Source organism: Pseudoalteromonas sp. J2K-J599, assembly GCF_059295115.2.
On the sequence record NZ_CM200271.1, the window covers coordinates 795,614 to 811,262 of the forward strand.

At 39.2% G+C, this 15,649-nt stretch carries 14 protein-coding genes; 6 read left to right on the forward strand and 8 right to left on the reverse strand.

The features are described from left to right. Window positions 1–105: 105 nt before the first annotated feature. Together dinB and AC5NT5_RS03600 are read left to right on the forward strand one after the other, a co-directional pair. On the forward strand, window positions 106–1,158 hold the full coding sequence (gene dinB, locus AC5NT5_RS03595; protein WP_494513394.1) for a DNA polymerase IV: 1,053 nt from the start codon (window positions 106–108) through the stop codon (window positions 1,156–1,158). A gap of 138 nt (window positions 1,159–1,296) precedes the next feature. Then, window positions 1,297–2,817 carry a M17 family metallopeptidase gene (locus AC5NT5_RS03600; RefSeq protein WP_154903474.1) on the forward strand — a complete coding sequence of 507 codons (1,521 nt, stop codon included), beginning with the start codon at window positions 1,297–1,299 and terminating at the stop codon, window positions 2,815–2,817. Between the two features lie 71 nt (window positions 2,818–2,888). Here the strand turns inward: AC5NT5_RS03600 and AC5NT5_RS03605 are convergent, their stop codons facing one another. Together AC5NT5_RS03605 and AC5NT5_RS03610 are read right to left on the reverse strand one after the other, a co-directional pair. After that, window positions 2,889–4,526, reverse strand: a complete 1,638-nt coding sequence (locus AC5NT5_RS03605; protein ID WP_154903475.1) for a methyl-accepting chemotaxis protein — start codon at window positions 4,524–4,526, stop codon at window positions 2,889–2,891. 142 nt (window positions 4,527–4,668) lie between these two features. Then, window positions 4,669–6,894 (reverse strand): S9 family peptidase, encoded by a 2,226-nt coding sequence (locus tag AC5NT5_RS03610; protein WP_182695733.1) that lies wholly within the window; start codon window positions 6,892–6,894, stop codon window positions 4,669–4,671. 111 nt (window positions 6,895–7,005) lie between these two features. On the opposite strand from AC5NT5_RS03610, the gene AC5NT5_RS03615 reads away from it, so the two are divergent. Next, window positions 7,006–7,410, forward strand: coding sequence for an HIT domain-containing protein (locus AC5NT5_RS03615; protein ID WP_182681775.1), 405 nt, complete (start codon window positions 7,006–7,008; stop codon window positions 7,408–7,410). Window positions 7,411–7,451: 41 nt separating this feature from the next. Here AC5NT5_RS03615 and AC5NT5_RS03620 read toward each other — a convergent pair whose 3' ends face one another. Next, window positions 7,452–9,152, reverse strand: coding sequence for a DUF8614 domain-containing protein (locus AC5NT5_RS03620; RefSeq protein WP_494513395.1), 1,701 nt, complete (start codon window positions 9,150–9,152; stop codon window positions 7,452–7,454). A gap of 296 nt (window positions 9,153–9,448) precedes the next feature. Between AC5NT5_RS03620 and AC5NT5_RS03625 the strand changes: the two genes are divergently transcribed. Next, entirely contained in the window at window positions 9,449–10,288 is an 840-nt protein-coding gene (locus AC5NT5_RS03625) for an HDOD domain-containing protein (RefSeq protein WP_039485043.1), read from the forward strand. Window positions 10,289–10,344: 56 nt separating this feature from the next. Here AC5NT5_RS03625 and AC5NT5_RS03630 read toward each other — a convergent pair whose 3' ends face one another. The 5 genes from AC5NT5_RS03630 to AC5NT5_RS03650 form a co-directional block, all read right to left on the reverse strand. Continuing rightward, window positions 10,345–12,027 (reverse strand): amidohydrolase, encoded by a 1,683-nt coding sequence (locus AC5NT5_RS03630; protein WP_494513396.1) that lies wholly within the window; start codon window positions 12,025–12,027, stop codon window positions 10,345–10,347. Between the two features lie 132 nt (window positions 12,028–12,159). After that, entirely contained in the window at window positions 12,160–12,396 is a 237-nt protein-coding gene (locus AC5NT5_RS03635) for an EF-hand domain-containing protein (protein WP_182753689.1), read from the reverse strand. 9 nt (window positions 12,397–12,405) lie between these two features. After that, window positions 12,406–12,642, reverse strand: a complete 237-nt coding sequence (locus tag AC5NT5_RS03640; protein WP_494513397.1) for an EF-hand domain-containing protein — start codon at window positions 12,640–12,642, stop codon at window positions 12,406–12,408. Between the two features lie 186 nt (window positions 12,643–12,828). Continuing rightward, window positions 12,829–13,056, reverse strand: a complete 228-nt coding sequence (locus AC5NT5_RS03645; RefSeq protein WP_494513398.1) for an EF-hand domain-containing protein — start codon at window positions 13,054–13,056, stop codon at window positions 12,829–12,831. A gap of 24 nt (window positions 13,057–13,080) precedes the next feature. Continuing rightward, window positions 13,081–13,314 carry an EF-hand domain-containing protein gene (locus AC5NT5_RS03650; RefSeq protein WP_002961641.1) on the reverse strand — a complete coding sequence of 78 codons (234 nt, stop codon included), beginning with the start codon at window positions 13,312–13,314 and terminating at the stop codon, window positions 13,081–13,083. Window positions 13,315–13,644: 330 nt separating this feature from the next. Between AC5NT5_RS03650 and AC5NT5_RS03655 the strand changes: the two genes are divergently transcribed. Together AC5NT5_RS03655 and AC5NT5_RS03660 are read left to right on the forward strand one after the other, a co-directional pair. After that, the gene (locus tag AC5NT5_RS03655) at window positions 13,645–15,102 is read left to right on the forward strand and encodes a sensor histidine kinase (RefSeq protein WP_494513399.1); all 1,458 of its coding nucleotides are present in this window, start codon (window positions 13,645–13,647) and stop codon (window positions 15,100–15,102) included. A gap of 1 nt (window position 15,103) precedes the next feature. Then, window positions 15,104–15,649 carry a hypothetical protein gene (locus tag AC5NT5_RS03660; protein WP_494513400.1) on the forward strand — a complete coding sequence of 182 codons (546 nt, stop codon included), beginning with the start codon at window positions 15,104–15,106 and terminating at the stop codon, window positions 15,647–15,649.

Genomic DNA, 15,649 nt, shown 5'->3' on the forward strand with positions numbered 1-15,649 from the left:
ATACTTCTGCAAATTTAACCTCGAAAGATAAACAGGCCCTAGGCTTGCTTATCGCATGTGATTCTATAATAATGACTGTATAAATAACCAGTTATTATTGTGGTGATGAAAAAGTTTATTCACATAGACATGGATTGCTTTTATGCAGCAGTAGAAATGCGAGATAATCCAAAACTTGCATCTGTACCGCTTGCTATTGGAGGCAATAGCCGACGAGGCGTGCTCTCAACCGCTAACTATATAGCTAGAGAGTATGGCGTGCGATCGGCTATGTCGAACTATCATGCTAAACAATTATGCCCCGATTTAGTTATTGTCCCAGGGCGCATGGCTGTATATAAAGAAGCTTCAAACCAAATACGTGAAGTATTTAGCCGCTACACAGACTTAATTGAACCCCTTTCTTTAGACGAAGCCTACCTAGATGTAACAGACAGCACCGCTTGTAAAGGCAGTGCCACACTTATTGCACAGCAAATAAGAGCCGATATTTACAATGCTACAGGGCTCACTGCATCAGCAGGTATTGCACCGATTAAATTTATTGCCAAAATAGCCAGTGACGAAAACAAACCGAATGGTCAATTTGTCGTTTTGCCTGATGAGATTGATGACTTCTTAGCGCAATTACCGCTGGGGAAAATTCCAGGAGTGGGCAAAGTAACGCTCGAAAAGCTAAATTTAAAAGGCTTATATACTGGCAAGGATGTACGTGAAAAAGGCGTTAACTGGATGCAGCAACATGTGGGTAATTTTGGTGTGTCGCTTTATCAAAAATGTGCAGGTGAGTATGTTGGTAAAGTATCCACGGATCGTATAAGAAAATCGCTGAGTGTTGAACATACCTACGAGTACAACAAAACAAGTTTGCAAGAGTGCTTAGATGAGCTGCCAAGATTGTTAGAGGAATTAGTTTTAAGGCTAAATAAACAGCAGTTACAAAACCGTATTAATAAATTGAGTGTTAAGGTGAAGTTTGCAAATTTTGTAGTGACCTCAGCCGATCAGGTATATCACGAGCTAAATACAGAAATATTTGTTCAACTACTTACTAAGGCCTACCAGCGTGGGCTACAACAGCCTGTAAGATTACTTGGCATAGGCGTTGGCATTAAAAACGAGCCAGAGCAAAACTTCCAACTTAGTATTCTCGATTAAGCTGTAAAGCCTGTAAAGCCTGTAACTCCAAGTTGCCATTTATTGACAGGTTATGTGTTTAGCTCATCGCTCCTTACTGGTCTTCAATATTTAAATCGACGATAATAGGGGCTTATGTTTTCTAACAGGACCTTATTTATGGCATACCCTCAAGCGGTTAGTGCAAGCCTTGAATGCACATCTCATGATGCGCTTATTATTATTAGTAATGACTTTTCTCAGTTACCAAATAACTCATTACGTGATGCTATTTTAGCTCAAGCAAACGTAGATTCTCGCATCGGTAAGCAAGTTACTTTATTAGTAATTGAAAACAAGCGCGTTGTACTTGCGCCAACCGGTCCGTTAAATAGAGATTACGACGACGTGCGTCGTTATTTTGATGCTGCTAAATTAGCAATTAACGAAGCAAAAGCGTCGGGCAGTGTTAACCCTGCATTATTTTTAACAAATTTAAATGGCGATAGCCGTTATCAGCATGCTTTAGAAGTTGCTTATTTAGGCGCTTGCCAAGCCTTATGGCAGCCATTAGAAGCGCGTGAATATCACGGTGAAAGCATTGAACCAATTACACAGATTGGTTTAGTTGGCGCAAGCGAGCAAACTATTAAAGCTGTTAATGCAATTGCAGCTGGCCAATATGCAGCGCGTGACCTGTGTGGCACTGAACCTGAGCGTATGGCTCCCCCACGTTTTGCTGATTACTGCGTTGAATTGTTTAAAGGCTCAAACATTGCAGTTGACGTAATTGATGATATTGCAGCTATTGATAAAAACTACCCAATGCTAAGTACTGTTGCTCGCGCATCGTATGCAGTTGAGCGCCATCACCCACGTGTTGTTAAGCTTGAATATGTACCAGAGGGCGAAATTACTCGCACACTTATGTTTGTAGGTAAGGGCCTTGTATACGATACAGGCGGTGCAGATTTAAAAGTAGGCGGCCATATGGCAGGCATGAGTCGTGATAAAGGCGGCGCAGCTTCTGTTGCGGGCTTTATGAAAGCCGTTGCTGATTATCAGCCTAAAGGCGTTAAAGTGGTATCGTACTTAGCTGTTGTTCGCAACTCTATTGGCTCAGATTGTTTTGTGCCAGATGAAATTATTACTAGCCGTGAAGGTGTTCGTGTACGTATTGGTAATACCGATGCAGAAGGGCGTTTAGCAATGGGCGACCTGCTTAGCGAAATGAAAGATTTAGCTAAAGGTGAGATTAACCCAACGCTGTTTACTGTTGCTACATTAACGGGTCATGCGGCACGTGCAATGGGTCCTTACGGTGCGTATGTTGAAAATGGTCCAGCTCGTAGTGCTGGTGTCTCACGTCAAATAGCTGACCTTGGAGATTTGTGGGCCGATGGCGCTGAAGTATCGCGTTCACGCCGTGAAGACTACGACTTTATTAAACCACGTACGCTAGCTGACGATGTTTTATCTAGCAATAACGCAGCATCTGCCGTTACTGCTCGTGGACATCAGTTCCCTATGGCGTTTATGGCTATTGTTGGTGGGCTTGATAAGCACGGTAATGACTCTGCACAGCCTCTACCTTATGTTCATATGGATATAGCAGGTAGCGGTGTTGAAGGCGGTGATTGGCAGCATGGTAAGCCAACAGCTGCATCAGTAACGAGCTTGTTTGCACGTTATTGTTTGTAAGCTAAAAACTTACATGTAATAAAAAAGCCCTGTTAATTCAGGGCTTTTGCATTTTATGAGAACGCTATCGATTAATCTAATTTAAAACGATTAACTACGCTCGAAAGACCTTCGCTACTTTGTTTGAGATTATCACTGGCATCGGTAAGCTGCTTAGTATTATTTAATGATTGCTCAGTTGATTGAGATAGCTCATTTATACGCAAATTAACCTCGTCGGCAGCTTGCGTTTGTTGCTCTGTGGCACGTGCTATTTGGCTGTTCATTTCGGTAATAATTGAAACAAGTCGTTCTATTTCATTAAGTGAAGTATTGGCTGATGACGCCTGCTCTACAGTAGAAACTGAAAGTGCTTGGCTTGATTTAACTGCTTCTACTGCTGCTTTTGCACCTTCTTGTAGTTTAGTGATCATGGTTTGAATTTCGTCAGTACTTTGCCCTGTACGACTGGCCAATGTTCTTACTTCATCTGCAACAACAGCAAATCCTCGACCATGCTCTCCTGCGCGAGCAGCTTCAATGGCAGCGTTTAATGCCAGTAAGTTTGTCTGTTCTGATATGCTTCTTATTACATCAAGCACAGAGCCTATATTATGGCTCTCGTTGGCTAAATCTTCTGTTACACGGCTGACTGTTTCAATGTTGCTTGAGAGTGTTTCTATTGCTGTAATTGTTTGCGCAACCACATTTTTACCCGTTGATGCATTTTGTGCTGCATCCTTAGCTGCTTGCTCTGCGGCTTCAGCGTTACGGCTCACATCGTGTATTTGGTGAGTCATTTGCTCCATGGCAGCTGCAACTTGGGTTGAACTATCGTTTTGAAGCTCAATAAATGAGTGGCTTGTTCTACTTGAGTCGTCAACTGTATGCGCATGTTCGCTTACATCGTTTGCACTTTGTGCTACATGAACAAGTGACTCTCGCATTTTTAGAGCAAATAAATTAAATGAACGTGATAGTTCAGATATTTCATCATTACCGGATTCATTTAATTTACGGGTTAAATCGCCTTCGCCTTGAGAAATGTCTTTCATCATATCGGCTGCTAAGCGAGTCGGTATTAAAATACTCTTACCTATAAAGTAACTAAGTAAAATAACAGCAATAATCATAATTATTGCACTGATGACTATAAGGTTACGTTGCTCGCTAAATGCTTCGTCAATTGAATCAAGGTAAACACCCGAGCCAATAATCCACTGCCATTGATTAAAACCTTTAACAAATGCGATTTTTTCAACCGGTTTATCTTTACCTGGTTTTGGCCATTTATAAGGGATAAATCCCTCGCCAGAGCGTTTAACTATATTTACCATATCAACAAACAATGCTTTGCCGTCAGGGTCCTTGTTATTAGTTAAATCTTTTCCATCAAGCGCAGGTTTTATAGGGTGCATAACCATTGTTGGCTGGTAATTGTTAATCCAAAAGTAATTGGTTTTGTCGTAGCGCAGTGCTTTTATTGCATTAAGTGCTTGTGATTGAGCTTGTTGTTGAGTGAGAGTGTTATCTTGTTCAAGCGCATAATAGTGCTCGATTATACTGTACGCCGTTTCTACTACATTTTGTGTTTTTATGTATTGCTCGTCTTTTAGCGAACTATATTGATGAGTTAGGCTCGATATACTAAGTATTATTAGTCCAAATACAACGATGGCTATTAACAGTGAAAAACGCTGGGATATACTAAAACTTCGTAGATTAGGCATACATTTATCCTCAAAAAGTGTGCGCTTCAGCGCATAGAATAAGCGTAGCTAAAAAAAGAGTTTAATCTAGGCTTAACGCCTATTAATGCAAAAAAAAGGCTGATTTATCAATCAGCCTTTAGTCTGTTATTACTTTACTTGCTTATTTAACGTCAAAATGGCGATTAAAGAAGTTTGTAATTGTTTGATGTAAGTGTGTTTGCACTTGTTTACCGCGTAGGCTGTGCTTAGAGCCTGGGTAGGTCATCATTTCAAACTGTTTTTCGTTATCTTGCAGTTGTTTAAACAACTTAGTTGAATGCGTAAACAATACGTTGTCATCAGCCATTCCATGGTAAATCATTAATGGGCCTTTTAAGCCATCAGCATATGGAAATACTGCGCTGTCTTCATAGCCTTTAGCATTTGTATCGGGGTGACCTAAATAACGCTCTGTGTAATGTGTATCGTATAGAGCCCAATCGGTTACTGGAGCACCTGATACGCCGGCTTGAAAGTAATCGCCCGCTTTAAACATAGTCATAAGCGCCATGTAGCCGCCGTAGCTGTGGCCATAAACACCGATGCGTTGTGGATCAACGTAATCAAGTGTACGTAAAAACTCTACGCCTTTAATTTGATCGGCAACTTCAACCACACCTAAATGTTTATAAATAGCATCTTCAAACTTTTTACCACGGTTGTACGAACCACGGTTATCCAGTTGAAAAATTACATAACCTTGTTGCGCCATGTACTGAAAGTACAAGTTTTTACTGCGCCAGCTATTCGTCACTCGTTGAGCATGCGGGCCGCCGTATACGTTAACAATAACAGGGTGCTTTTTGCCATCAGCAATGGTGCTAGGCTTAAATAAACGGTAATGCATAACTTGACCATCATCGGCTTTAATTGTGCCGTATTCTGGTTTTGTTAAGTCGCTTAAATAAGGAGTAAGGGGGTGGCTACTATCAAGCTTATTTTCTTCAAGCCAGGTAATGAATTCGCCGTTTACTTTACGAAGTGCTGCTGAGTTTGGTTTATTATCAGAAGAGCTATTATCGATAAAGGTTTTGCTGTCCTTTGCTAGCACAACATTGTGGTACTGACCTTTTTCGGTAATACGTTTGGCATCGCCTTTTTTAAATAAAGGCGCGCTGTATAAATGGCTTTCAAGCGGTGTATCTTTTCGGCCGGCAAAGTAAACAATGCCTTTTTTCTCATCAATACCTTTTAAGCTATCAACAGCCCAGTCACCTGAGGTAATTTGGCGAACAAGTTGACCGTTTGTACGATACAGATATAAATGTTTAAAGCCGTCGCGTTCAGATGCCCATACAAAGTGTTTTTTGTCTTTTAAAAACTCAAGATCAAAATGTAGGTTTATCCACGTTTCACTGTTTTCGGTCAGCGCTACTTTTTGGGCTTTAGTTTCGCTGTTATAAAAACGCAGTTCTAATTTATGTTGCGAGCGATTTTGCCATTGGTACGACAGTGTATTGCCGTCTTTTAGCCATTTAGCACGCGCGATATAAATGTCTTCATCTTTACCTAAATCAATCCAATCTACTTTTTGGTCGTTTAGCTTAACCACACCAAGTTGAATTTTAACATTATCGGTACCTGTAAACGGGTAGCGCTGGTTAAATAATTTAACTTCGTCAGCGTAAATTTCGTTACGGATAGCTTCTTTTACAGGGGTTTCGTCAACGCGGGTATAGGCAATTTTAGTTTCATCACCTGACCACCAGTAACCTGTCATACGGCTCATTTCTTCTTGAGCAACAAATTCGGCCATTCCGTTTTTAATTACGCCGCCGCCATCTTTACTAAGCTGAATCTCTTTACCTGATTCAAGCTCTAAAGCATAAAGGTTTTGCTCTCGAATAAACGATACGTAGTTACCTTTAGGTGAAAAGCGTGCATCGGTTTCAAATGCTTCAGTGTCGGTTAGTTTTTTACTTTTAGCTGAGGCTAAATCGTAATAATAAAGGTCACCATTGAGTGGGAATAAAAGTGCTTTGCCATCTTTAGACCATTTGTATTCAAGTATGCCTTTACCAAAAATACGTTGGCGTTCGCGGCGTGCTTTTTCTTCATCTGATAGGTTTTCTGGGCCTGAAAATAACTTTGCTGAATCAACTAGCACACGGTTGGTGTTATCTTTTAGATTGTATTCCCATAAATCGTAGCGGTTGTAGTCATCGCTTTTGCCTTGTAGGTAAGTTACACGGCTGCCATCAGGCGAAAATTTAAGTTGTACAGGCGATTTACCAGAAAGGCTCGGATCGTCAAAAATTCGCTCCAGCGATAAAGGTTTTGCTTGAACACTAATAGCGCCAACCATTAACGGTATAGCTAGTGAGAGGTGTTTTATTTTTTTTAGCACAAGGTTGCCTTAGCTTATTATAAATATTGCTTTGATGGTAAAGCCAAGCGTGTGCAACTGCAACTAAATGCTATAAAGTGGCGATTATCAAAGACAAAGTAGGACATAGCAATGACTCACCCTGAATTTAAACTAGCGCCAGAACTTAAACGCGACTGTATAGAACTTGCCGATTGGCCATTGTGTAAAGTGCTTTTACTGAACGACAGCTTGTATCCGTGGTTTGTATTAGTGCCTAGGCAGGCTAACTTAAAAGAGATAATTGATTTATCTGAGGATGATCAAATTGTTTATTTAAAAGAGTCAGCCAAGCTAAGTAAATTATTAATGGATGTATTTAAACCAGATAAATTAAACATAGCGGCTTTAGGGAATATGGTGCCGCAATTGCATATTCATCATATTGCGCGTTTTACGAGTGATGCTGCATGGCCTGCGCCAATATGGGGTAAGCACCCAGCAGTGCCGTATACAGATGTACAAATCACAGAGCTAAAAAAAGCGCTGCAGTTTTAAGCCGCAACGCTTTTTTAGGGTTTAACTAAGTTTAACTAAACTTATTTAAGCCCTAGTACCTCTTTACCTTGCTTAAATGTTACATCTACAGGGATATTAGCTTTACTTAGTTTTTCTAAGTCTTTAGCAAGTTCTTCTTTAATGTCGCCATGCGTTGCAATTAGTTGATCTACTTTTTCGTAATCGCCATCACCTTGTAAGGTTAAAATTAAGCGAGAAAGCTTGGCCATTGCAATGCTCATTTTTTCCATATTAACGCGGTATAAGCCTTCTTCATTTTTAGAAAAAGCACCTTCTTGAGCAAAAAAGTTAAAGCGGATCATATTTGCTTTACCATGCGCGCTTGATGCGCCAAAACGAACTGAGCGGAATATACCAGCCATGAAGGTCGTGTAATAATCTTCAATAGTGCCTTCAGTAATTTCGCCTTTTTTAAGTAACTGTTCAATCATGTATAGACCTAAAATATCGGCTTTACCTTCTTCAAGGGCACTTGCGTGTTCTTGTAGTGATTGACGAACAGTACCTTTACCTGTGATTGTATTTTTAATACCTAAACCGTGAGCCACTTCATGGAACATCGTATTGGCAAAAAATGCATCAAAAGTAATGTGTTTACGCTGCCCTGGTACAATTAACTGCTCTGAAATTGGCACTAAAATTTTATCAAATTTAGCACGCATTGCGTTTTTAAGTTGCAGACGACGAGTTCCTTTTTCGAGCTGTACTTGCTCATCGTTTGGTAAGTTAATTGCAATAGTTTTACTACCCGCGTTTGAATGCCCAGCGTAGTAAACAACATCATATGCATTTAGGTCGGCGTCAGAGCCTGGTACTTCTTGTTTGTACTTAGCATCTACAGGTAAGCCTTTTTGAAGCTCAGGTAAAAATGCTGCAAATTTAGCTAAGCGTTCGCTCCATTTTAAATCTTTAATAAGTACGTAAGATTCATAAGCTGCGCGGTAACCAAATAATTGATCTTCATAAGTTTCAATTGGACCAATAACCACATCTACTGGGTTATTTTTCATATCCATCCAAGCAAAGTCAGATACTTGAAAGTCATCTTTTTGTAGGGCATCGGCACGCAAGTTTAGATAGTTAGCAAATTCTTTATCGTCAGCAAGCTTGCTTGCTTCACGTAAAATATCAGCGGCTTTTGCAAGCTCATCAGCGTATTCTTTTGAATATGGCACGCTGTAAAGCTTGCCTTGCTCATCACGCTTAATTACAGAATAAAGCCCTGTTTTGTCTTCAACGTCTGCATTGTTTAACTCTTCTTTGGTTATATCAGCAGGGTAAAACTGTGCGCCAAGAGGTTTTTCTTTATAGCTGGATAAAAATGCTTCATCACCATTTAAACGATCCCATGGACCATAGTTAATATCAGCAAATTTACGTACTTTTCCATCGTTTAGTTTTGCTAAAAAAGCATCTTTATTTTCACCAAATGCTTGCTTCCAAAATAACTCATCCATTATTTTTGAAGCGTCAATAAGCTTTGCAACCATTGCTCGTTGATTATCGCTTAAGTGCGATAAATCACTTTGTAAGCTAAAGTCGGTGTAAATATCTAAACGTTGTTTATCTGCATTAATAAGCTTAGGGCCTGACTGTGCACTGCTTTTTTGAGCAAGCTCTACGGCTGTGTTGTCGGTAGAAGACGGCGCTTTTTCAGAACATGCGCTAAGAAAAACAACACCAGAGAGCATAATTGCTTGGCTAATTTTATTTAAGATCATTATATTGCCTGTTAAAAAGTAAGTTTAATAATTTGTACTGCTTTAGTTAAAATATTAAGTATGTACAAACGCTTCCTTATTGTGAGTGCATTAAAGCAAAACTAAATGGTAAATAGCAAGTATTTGGCGTTGTAAGGCAAGCATGAGCGGTAAAGCATTATAAATAAAAATAAACTTCTATAATTTTCTTAACTTTATCGGTAAGTTAGACAATACTAATTATATTACTAATACGAAAATTAAATGCCTGAGTTTGCAGTTACTTTACAGGCTGAACACAAAAGGATGGCAGCTTTATGTCTACAGAAAACGCTTTATTAACGATTCTAGTCGATAGAATAAATAACGATACGTTGGTTTTACCAACGCTACCTGAAGTAGCGATTAAGGTTCGCCAAGCTGCAGATAACCCAGATGTGAATTTAATCCAAATGTCAGATGTAATCTCACAAGATCCAGCGCTTTCAGCTCGTATGATAAAAGTAGCTAATAGTGCGATTATGGGACGTTCTGTAAAAGTATCTAATTTACAACAAGCAGTGACTCGTATTGGATTACGTCAAATTAAAAACATTGCTACAGCTATGGCTATGGAACAATTATTTGTATCAAATAATGAGCTAATTAAAGGCTACATGGGTAAGGCATGGCAAAAAACATTAACCGTTGCTAGCCATTCAATATCACTCATGGAGTTTTATTTAAAAAATAGTAAGCACACGTCACTAAACCGCGATTCTATTACACTAGCCGCACTTGTTTATAATATTGGTGTATTACCAATTTTAACTGAAGCTGAGCGCCACCCAGAGGTATTTGCTAATCCAAGCTTTTTGGCTCATGCAATTCAAAAGCTTAGCGGAAAGGTTGGCTCATCTATTATGCAAGCGTGGGAATTCCCTAAAGAGTTTGTTGATGTAGCTCAGAGCTGGGCTGACCCAAGTTACAAACCTGAAAAAGTAAGTTACGTGGATTTTATTCGAGTAGGGGCTATTTTAGAGGGCACGTTACAAGTTTCTGATAAGTCTGCAGCGCTGCAAACGTATATAGACAAAGGCGTTATACCGTCTATGCAGCTATTCACAAGTGATGAGTACAACGACATGCTAAAAGATGTGAAAAACATGTTTAGCTAAAAGTGCCTTCCTACACAACTAAAAAAGGGTTAACTTGCGTTAACCCTTTTTTAGTTTTATTTTTCGGTGGTATTTTCTGTTTTAGTTTTTTCGTATCGCTTTATTCCTGCTACCCATGTTTGCAGTACGTTTGTTTTGTATATCTCCTCAACAGGCACTTTAAAGTAGTCTTTATCAATTAAAATAAAGTCGGCCCATTTACCTTTTTCTAAACTACCCACCTTAAATTCTTGATGAGCTGCATAGGCGCCACCAAGAGTAAATGCACGTAATGCATCTTCGCGGCTTAGTACTTCACTTGCGCGCCAGCCGTTTTCCGGTAGTTTGTTATGATCCATGCGTGTAATGGCTGAATACAAACCATCAAATGGATTTGCAAGCTCTACAGGGTAATCAGAGCCCGCAGCAACCACCGAACCTTGCTGTAAAAATGTTTGCCACGCGTAGGCGCCGCTTAGTTGTTTTTCAGTTAAACGCTGCTCTGCCATATGCATATCAGAAGTGGCATGCACCGGCTGCATTGAAGGGATTATTTTTAACGCTTTAAAGCGAGGGATATCATCAGGGGTTACAATTTGGGCGTGCTCTATTCGGTTTCGCAGTAATATACCGCCCGTTTTTTTAAACACATTTTGATAGGCATCAAGTACTACTTTATTTGCTTTGTCGCCAATGGCGTGAGTATTTGCGCTAAAGCCGCTTTTAAAGCTTTGTGTAAAGAGTGCTTCGAGTTTCTCTTGTGTTTCAAGCATTAAACCATGGTGACCAGGTCTGTCTGCATATTCTTCAATAAGTGCTGCACCACGAGAGCCCAGTGCGCCATCGGCATAAACTTTAACACTGCGAATTTCCATAAAGTCATTTTTGTCGTGGTACCGGCCTGCCTTTAACATTGTGTCTAAATCAGGGCTTGCACCACTTAACATTGCCACAATACGCAGTGGTAAATTACCAAGGTCGCCGCGCTCTTTGTAAACCTCCCATGTGGTTTTATCAATACCTGCATCGTGAGTAGAGGTAATGCCTAAACTTAATAAATGTTTACCAGCTGCATCTAGTGAGTCACTTATATCTTGTTTTGAAGGGGCTGGCATATGCTGTGTAATTAGCGATTCTGCTTTGTCTACAAAAATACCCGTAGGATTGCCAAATTCGTCTTTAATTATCTCACCGCCTTCAGGTGCTTTTGTTTGGGCGGTAATACCTGCAAGTTCGAGCGCTTTTGAATTAACCCAAATGGCATGGCTATCAACTCGAGAAAGCACCACAGGTCGATCGTTAACTACTTTGTCTAAATCTTTAGCCGTAGGAAAGCGTGTATCAGGCCATAGCTCTTGGTTCCAACCTCGCCCTATAATCCAACCTTGTTTGTTATCGGCAAATACTTTTAGTTTATTCGTTACTTCATCAACCGATTTTGCACCGCGTACATCAAGTTGCGATAAATTATCGCCAAGGCCAATAACGTGCCCATGAGCATCAATTAAGCCTGGTAATAAGGTATTACCGTGCGCGTCAATTAGCTTGGCATCTGGGTAGCTATCTTTAAGTGTATCGCTACCTAGTTTTACTACCTTGCCATTTTTAATAACGAGGGTAGTAAACTGCTGTACTTCACCTTGATATAAAGGGGTATAACCGTTGGCATTATAAATTACTTTTGTTTTTGCAATAGTGTAACTAGAACCAGCGCAAAGGCTGGCTAGTATGAGTGGTTTTATTATTTTTTTGAGCGACATAAGGCATTATTTTTTATTGTTAGTGCGTTAACACTAGCAAACCCAACTTTATAATACCAATATGTGAGACAAATTATGATGAAGAAAAAAGCAGTAAAGCTAGAACATAAAATATCTAGCTTTTGAAAGGGTTTATTTACTAGCGTATAAACTGTATTCACTTAGCGTTAGCTTGCCGTCTTTGTCTTGATCGTAGCTTGAAAACCGAGACCACAAAGCAGGGTCTACAGCGGTTTCTGAACGTGTTAAAAAACCATCCTGGTTTCTATCAAGTTTTTCAAATTGCTCTGCAACAGTGTTGCTTGCAGCAAAGCCTAATGTGCTAAAAATACTAAACGCAAAAAGCGCTATATAGCTTGTTTTTTTCATGAAAAATACTCAGTAGAGGTTATTGGTAAGGTAATTTTTAAATTCGATTAACGAAATTTGGTTATCTTGGTTTTTGTCCCATTTTACGAATGTATTTAATAGTTGTGGTTGGGGAGCAAGTTCGTCATGCGTTAAATAGCCACTTTTGTCGCTATCGAGGTGATCAAAGCGTTGCTTTACATCAAGTGCAGAGGCATCAAAGCTTAATAGCATTAAGATGCTTATAATAAGGGGAAGTATCTTCATGGTGTTCCTTCCAAAAGATGTATTTAAAGTTTGTGGCTAAAATAAAGTGAAAAGGAAAAAGCACTTGCCGTAATTTAACTCCCAACATTAAATCCTTTTACACACTCCCTCAGGGATTATGGCAAATGCTTTTAATTCCAGTTTACCTATAACAAGCTTAAGTAAAGCTTAATCAGTAATTACTCATTAAGGTTTAAAGCTTTCAAATTCTTTTTTTGAAACTTTTTCATCATCGTCTTCATCTAAGTCGGCAAATTGTCTCATTACTTCTTTGTCTTCCTTGGCTTCTGCAATTGATATTTGTCCGTCCATATCTTTATCTAAGTGGGCAAAACGCACATTTGTTGGCGATGCAATTACGGTGGCACTAATTGCTAAAAACATTAATGAAAAAGCGGCTATAAGTTGTTTCATAATCACGTTCCTTATTAAATGAGTTTATTGAATAAATTTTTTGAATTCATCTAGCGACAATTGCCCATCTTGATTAGTATCAATTTGAGAAAAATTCTCGTGTAACACAGCATCTTCACCTGCTTCGGCTTCACTTAATGTGCCGTTACTGTCTTTATCAAGTTCGTTAAAAGTCGCGTGAACGTCCATTGCGTGTGCATTAGCGCCTAAAAAGCCTAAAGCCAGTAATGATGAAATTACTAAAATGCGTTTGTTCATAATTATTTCCTTATTGATTAAAGTTATTACTCCTATTACAAAAATGGTGCCAATAATAATTGTTGTTATTTTTCAATTGGTTATTATTTTTGCTTTAAGCCAGTGAGAAGTTTTTACTGGGTTTATTGTAATTTTTGTGCGCCTTTTGCAACACTATTTAGCGGGGTTGAAAGGGAGTTTATTAAAATCAACGAGTTACGCTGTCTCTATTTGGCGACACATTGTTTTATAGTGCTGGCTGTTAATCGTATTAAATATAATTGCTGGTTCAGCTAGTGTATAAGGTAAGCACTTAATAATAGAGCGCTTAACTTAAAAGGACTAAACGAAATGCCAGCAACCATAGCTAAAAAATACCAAGCAATGCTTAACTGGCGGCCTAATTTAATTGGGCAATTTGCAATGAGTATGCTGCTTTCGTTACTGCCGCTTTCTATAGTGGTGATTGTATTTTTAAATGCGCTTAATAAGCAATTAGCGGTTACTCAAAGTATTGTGAGTAGTAACTACCAAGTTACCAAATCGTTTAACACTTTAAAGCAAGAACTCAACAGCCTTGAACGCGCTACTAGGCAAAACTGGGTATTAAAAAGTGAATCGCTAGATAAGCTCATTGTTGATAAATGGCAATCATCCCTACAAAGCATTGATGAACTCAAATTTGTAAACACGAATAAAGAGTATATCCACCAATGGCAACGCTTATATACCACCTTACAAACCGCGCATGTAAAACTCGTTGAGCAAAAACAACAACAAGCTGAGCTATTTGTGCCAGTGAGCGATTTAGTTGCTGAGCTTACTTTATGGTTACGTGATAAAAACGAAGCGCAAATTACCAATAACCAAAATGAGCTTACAAGCCTGCAAGCGTCATTTATAAACTGGCTGGTGGCACTTATTCCACTGACTTTAATTGTTGGGGGAGGCTTTTTATGGCGTATAAGTGGGCGGCTAAAAGGGTTAACTACGGTTATTGATAAGCTTGGGCAGGGGCATTGGCAGCAAAAAATATCTGTGAAAGGTTCAGCTGAGCTTGTTGAGCTAGGAGAAAAGCTCCAATGGGTACAAGAACAGCTTCATATGCTTGAGCAGCAAAAAGATACTTTTTTACGCCATGTAACTCATGAGCTAAAAACGCCGCTTGCTTCAATGGTTGAAGGCACTGACTTATTAACTGATGAAATAGTAGGTCCAATTACTGCTGAGCAAAAAGCGGTGCTTGAGCTTATAAGCCAATCTATGGTGCGCCTTCGCACAATGATTGACAGTTTGCTGAGTTATAATGCGATTCGCACCAGTAAAGACAGCTTAAGCGAAGTTGAGTTTAGTCTTCTTATTAATAAAATTAATAGCCATTTTGAGCATCGCTTAACTGCGCGTCAGCAAGCTCTGCAGTGGCAAAATACTTTACCGAATAAACCGCTTGCTTTACCTAGTGAGCTTATTGAGATGATTTTAATTCAGCTTATTTCAAATGGCTTAAAATTTTCAGAAGATAAGCAAAGCGTTACTATTAATTTAGCGCTTGAGCAAAACCAGCTTTGTATCGTTGTACTTGATAAAGGGTGTGGTATTAAAGAGCAAGAAAAAACTCAAATTTTCAGCGCATTTTATCAAGGTAAACACAGTAAAAATGTTACGCTGCAAGGCAGTGGACTGGGTTTAACTATTGTAAAAGAGTCTGTTGAACAGCTAAGAGGTACACTTAGTGTTGAGCATAACGAGCCACATGGTTGCCGGTTTTCAATTAAAATTCCCATAACAAAAAATCTAGGAGTTAATTAACATGCGCTTGCGTTTAATCGCTATTTTATGTGTGCTCAGTAGCAGCATGGTTATATCAGGTTGTGAAATTAATAATGGGCAAGAAGAGCGTGTGTCAATTACACCTGCACATGTGGTCGATACAAAAAAAACGACCGACAAAAACAGTAACCCTAGTCCAAAACCTAGACCAAAAATTGAACCAAGCTATCCTCCTGCAGAGCAAGTTATTGCATGGCACGCTAATCAGTGTGGCGGGTTTAAATTGGTACCTAGCAAAGATGTTTTTACAGGCGAAAACGAGCTTAAACGCTTTTTTAAATTTATGTGCTTAAACATAAATGATGATCCAAATACGGTAATGACTCAGTTGCTAAAGCTCGATCTTGCTTACTTTTGGCCTGATGACATAAAGCAATATTTATGGCTTCAAAAGCAGCAAGTAACTATGCAAATAAATGCTAAAAAAGAGCAGCAAGCACTTAATAATAAAATGCAAGAAACCCTCTCATCGTTAGCAACGATTGAGCAGCAACTTTTACTACGAGAAGAAACGAAGGAGCAGTAA

Excerpts from the sequence above, each read along its gene's own strand:
- AC5NT5_RS03635 (WP_182753689.1), bottom strand. The coding sequence starts at position 12,396 with ATGAAAAAAACAAGCTATATAGCGCTTTTTGCGTTTAGTATTTTTAGC.
- AC5NT5_RS03655 (WP_494513399.1), top strand. The coding sequence starts at position 13,645 with ATGCCAGCAACCATAGCTAAAAAATACCAAGCAATGCTTAACTGGCGG.
- dinB (WP_494513394.1), top strand. The coding sequence starts at position 106 with ATGAAAAAGTTTATTCACATAGACATGGATTGCTTTTATGCAGCAGTA.
- AC5NT5_RS03620 (WP_494513395.1), bottom strand. The coding sequence starts at position 9,152 with ATGATCTTAAATAAAATTAGCCAAGCAATTATGCTCTCTGGTGTTGTT.
- AC5NT5_RS03640 (WP_494513397.1), bottom strand. The coding sequence starts at position 12,642 with ATGAAGATACTTCCCCTTATTATAAGCATCTTAATGCTATTAAGCTTT.
- AC5NT5_RS03630 (WP_494513396.1), bottom strand. The coding sequence starts at position 12,027 with ATGTCGCTCAAAAAAATAATAAAACCACTCATACTAGCCAGCCTTTGC.
- AC5NT5_RS03650 (WP_002961641.1), bottom strand. The coding sequence starts at position 13,314 with ATGAACAAACGCATTTTAGTAATTTCATCATTACTGGCTTTAGGCTTT.
- AC5NT5_RS03600 (WP_154903474.1), top strand. The coding sequence starts at position 1,297 with ATGGCATACCCTCAAGCGGTTAGTGCAAGCCTTGAATGCACATCTCAT.
- AC5NT5_RS03660 (WP_494513400.1), top strand. The coding sequence starts at position 15,104 with ATGCGCTTGCGTTTAATCGCTATTTTATGTGTGCTCAGTAGCAGCATG.
- AC5NT5_RS03645 (WP_494513398.1), bottom strand. The coding sequence starts at position 13,056 with ATGAAACAACTTATAGCCGCTTTTTCATTAATGTTTTTAGCAATTAGT.
- AC5NT5_RS03625 (WP_039485043.1), top strand. The coding sequence starts at position 9,449 with ATGTCTACAGAAAACGCTTTATTAACGATTCTAGTCGATAGAATAAAT.
- AC5NT5_RS03615 (WP_182681775.1), top strand. The coding sequence starts at position 7,006 with ATGACTCACCCTGAATTTAAACTAGCGCCAGAACTTAAACGCGACTGT.
- AC5NT5_RS03605 (WP_154903475.1), bottom strand. The coding sequence starts at position 4,526 with ATGCCTAATCTACGAAGTTTTAGTATATCCCAGCGTTTTTCACTGTTA.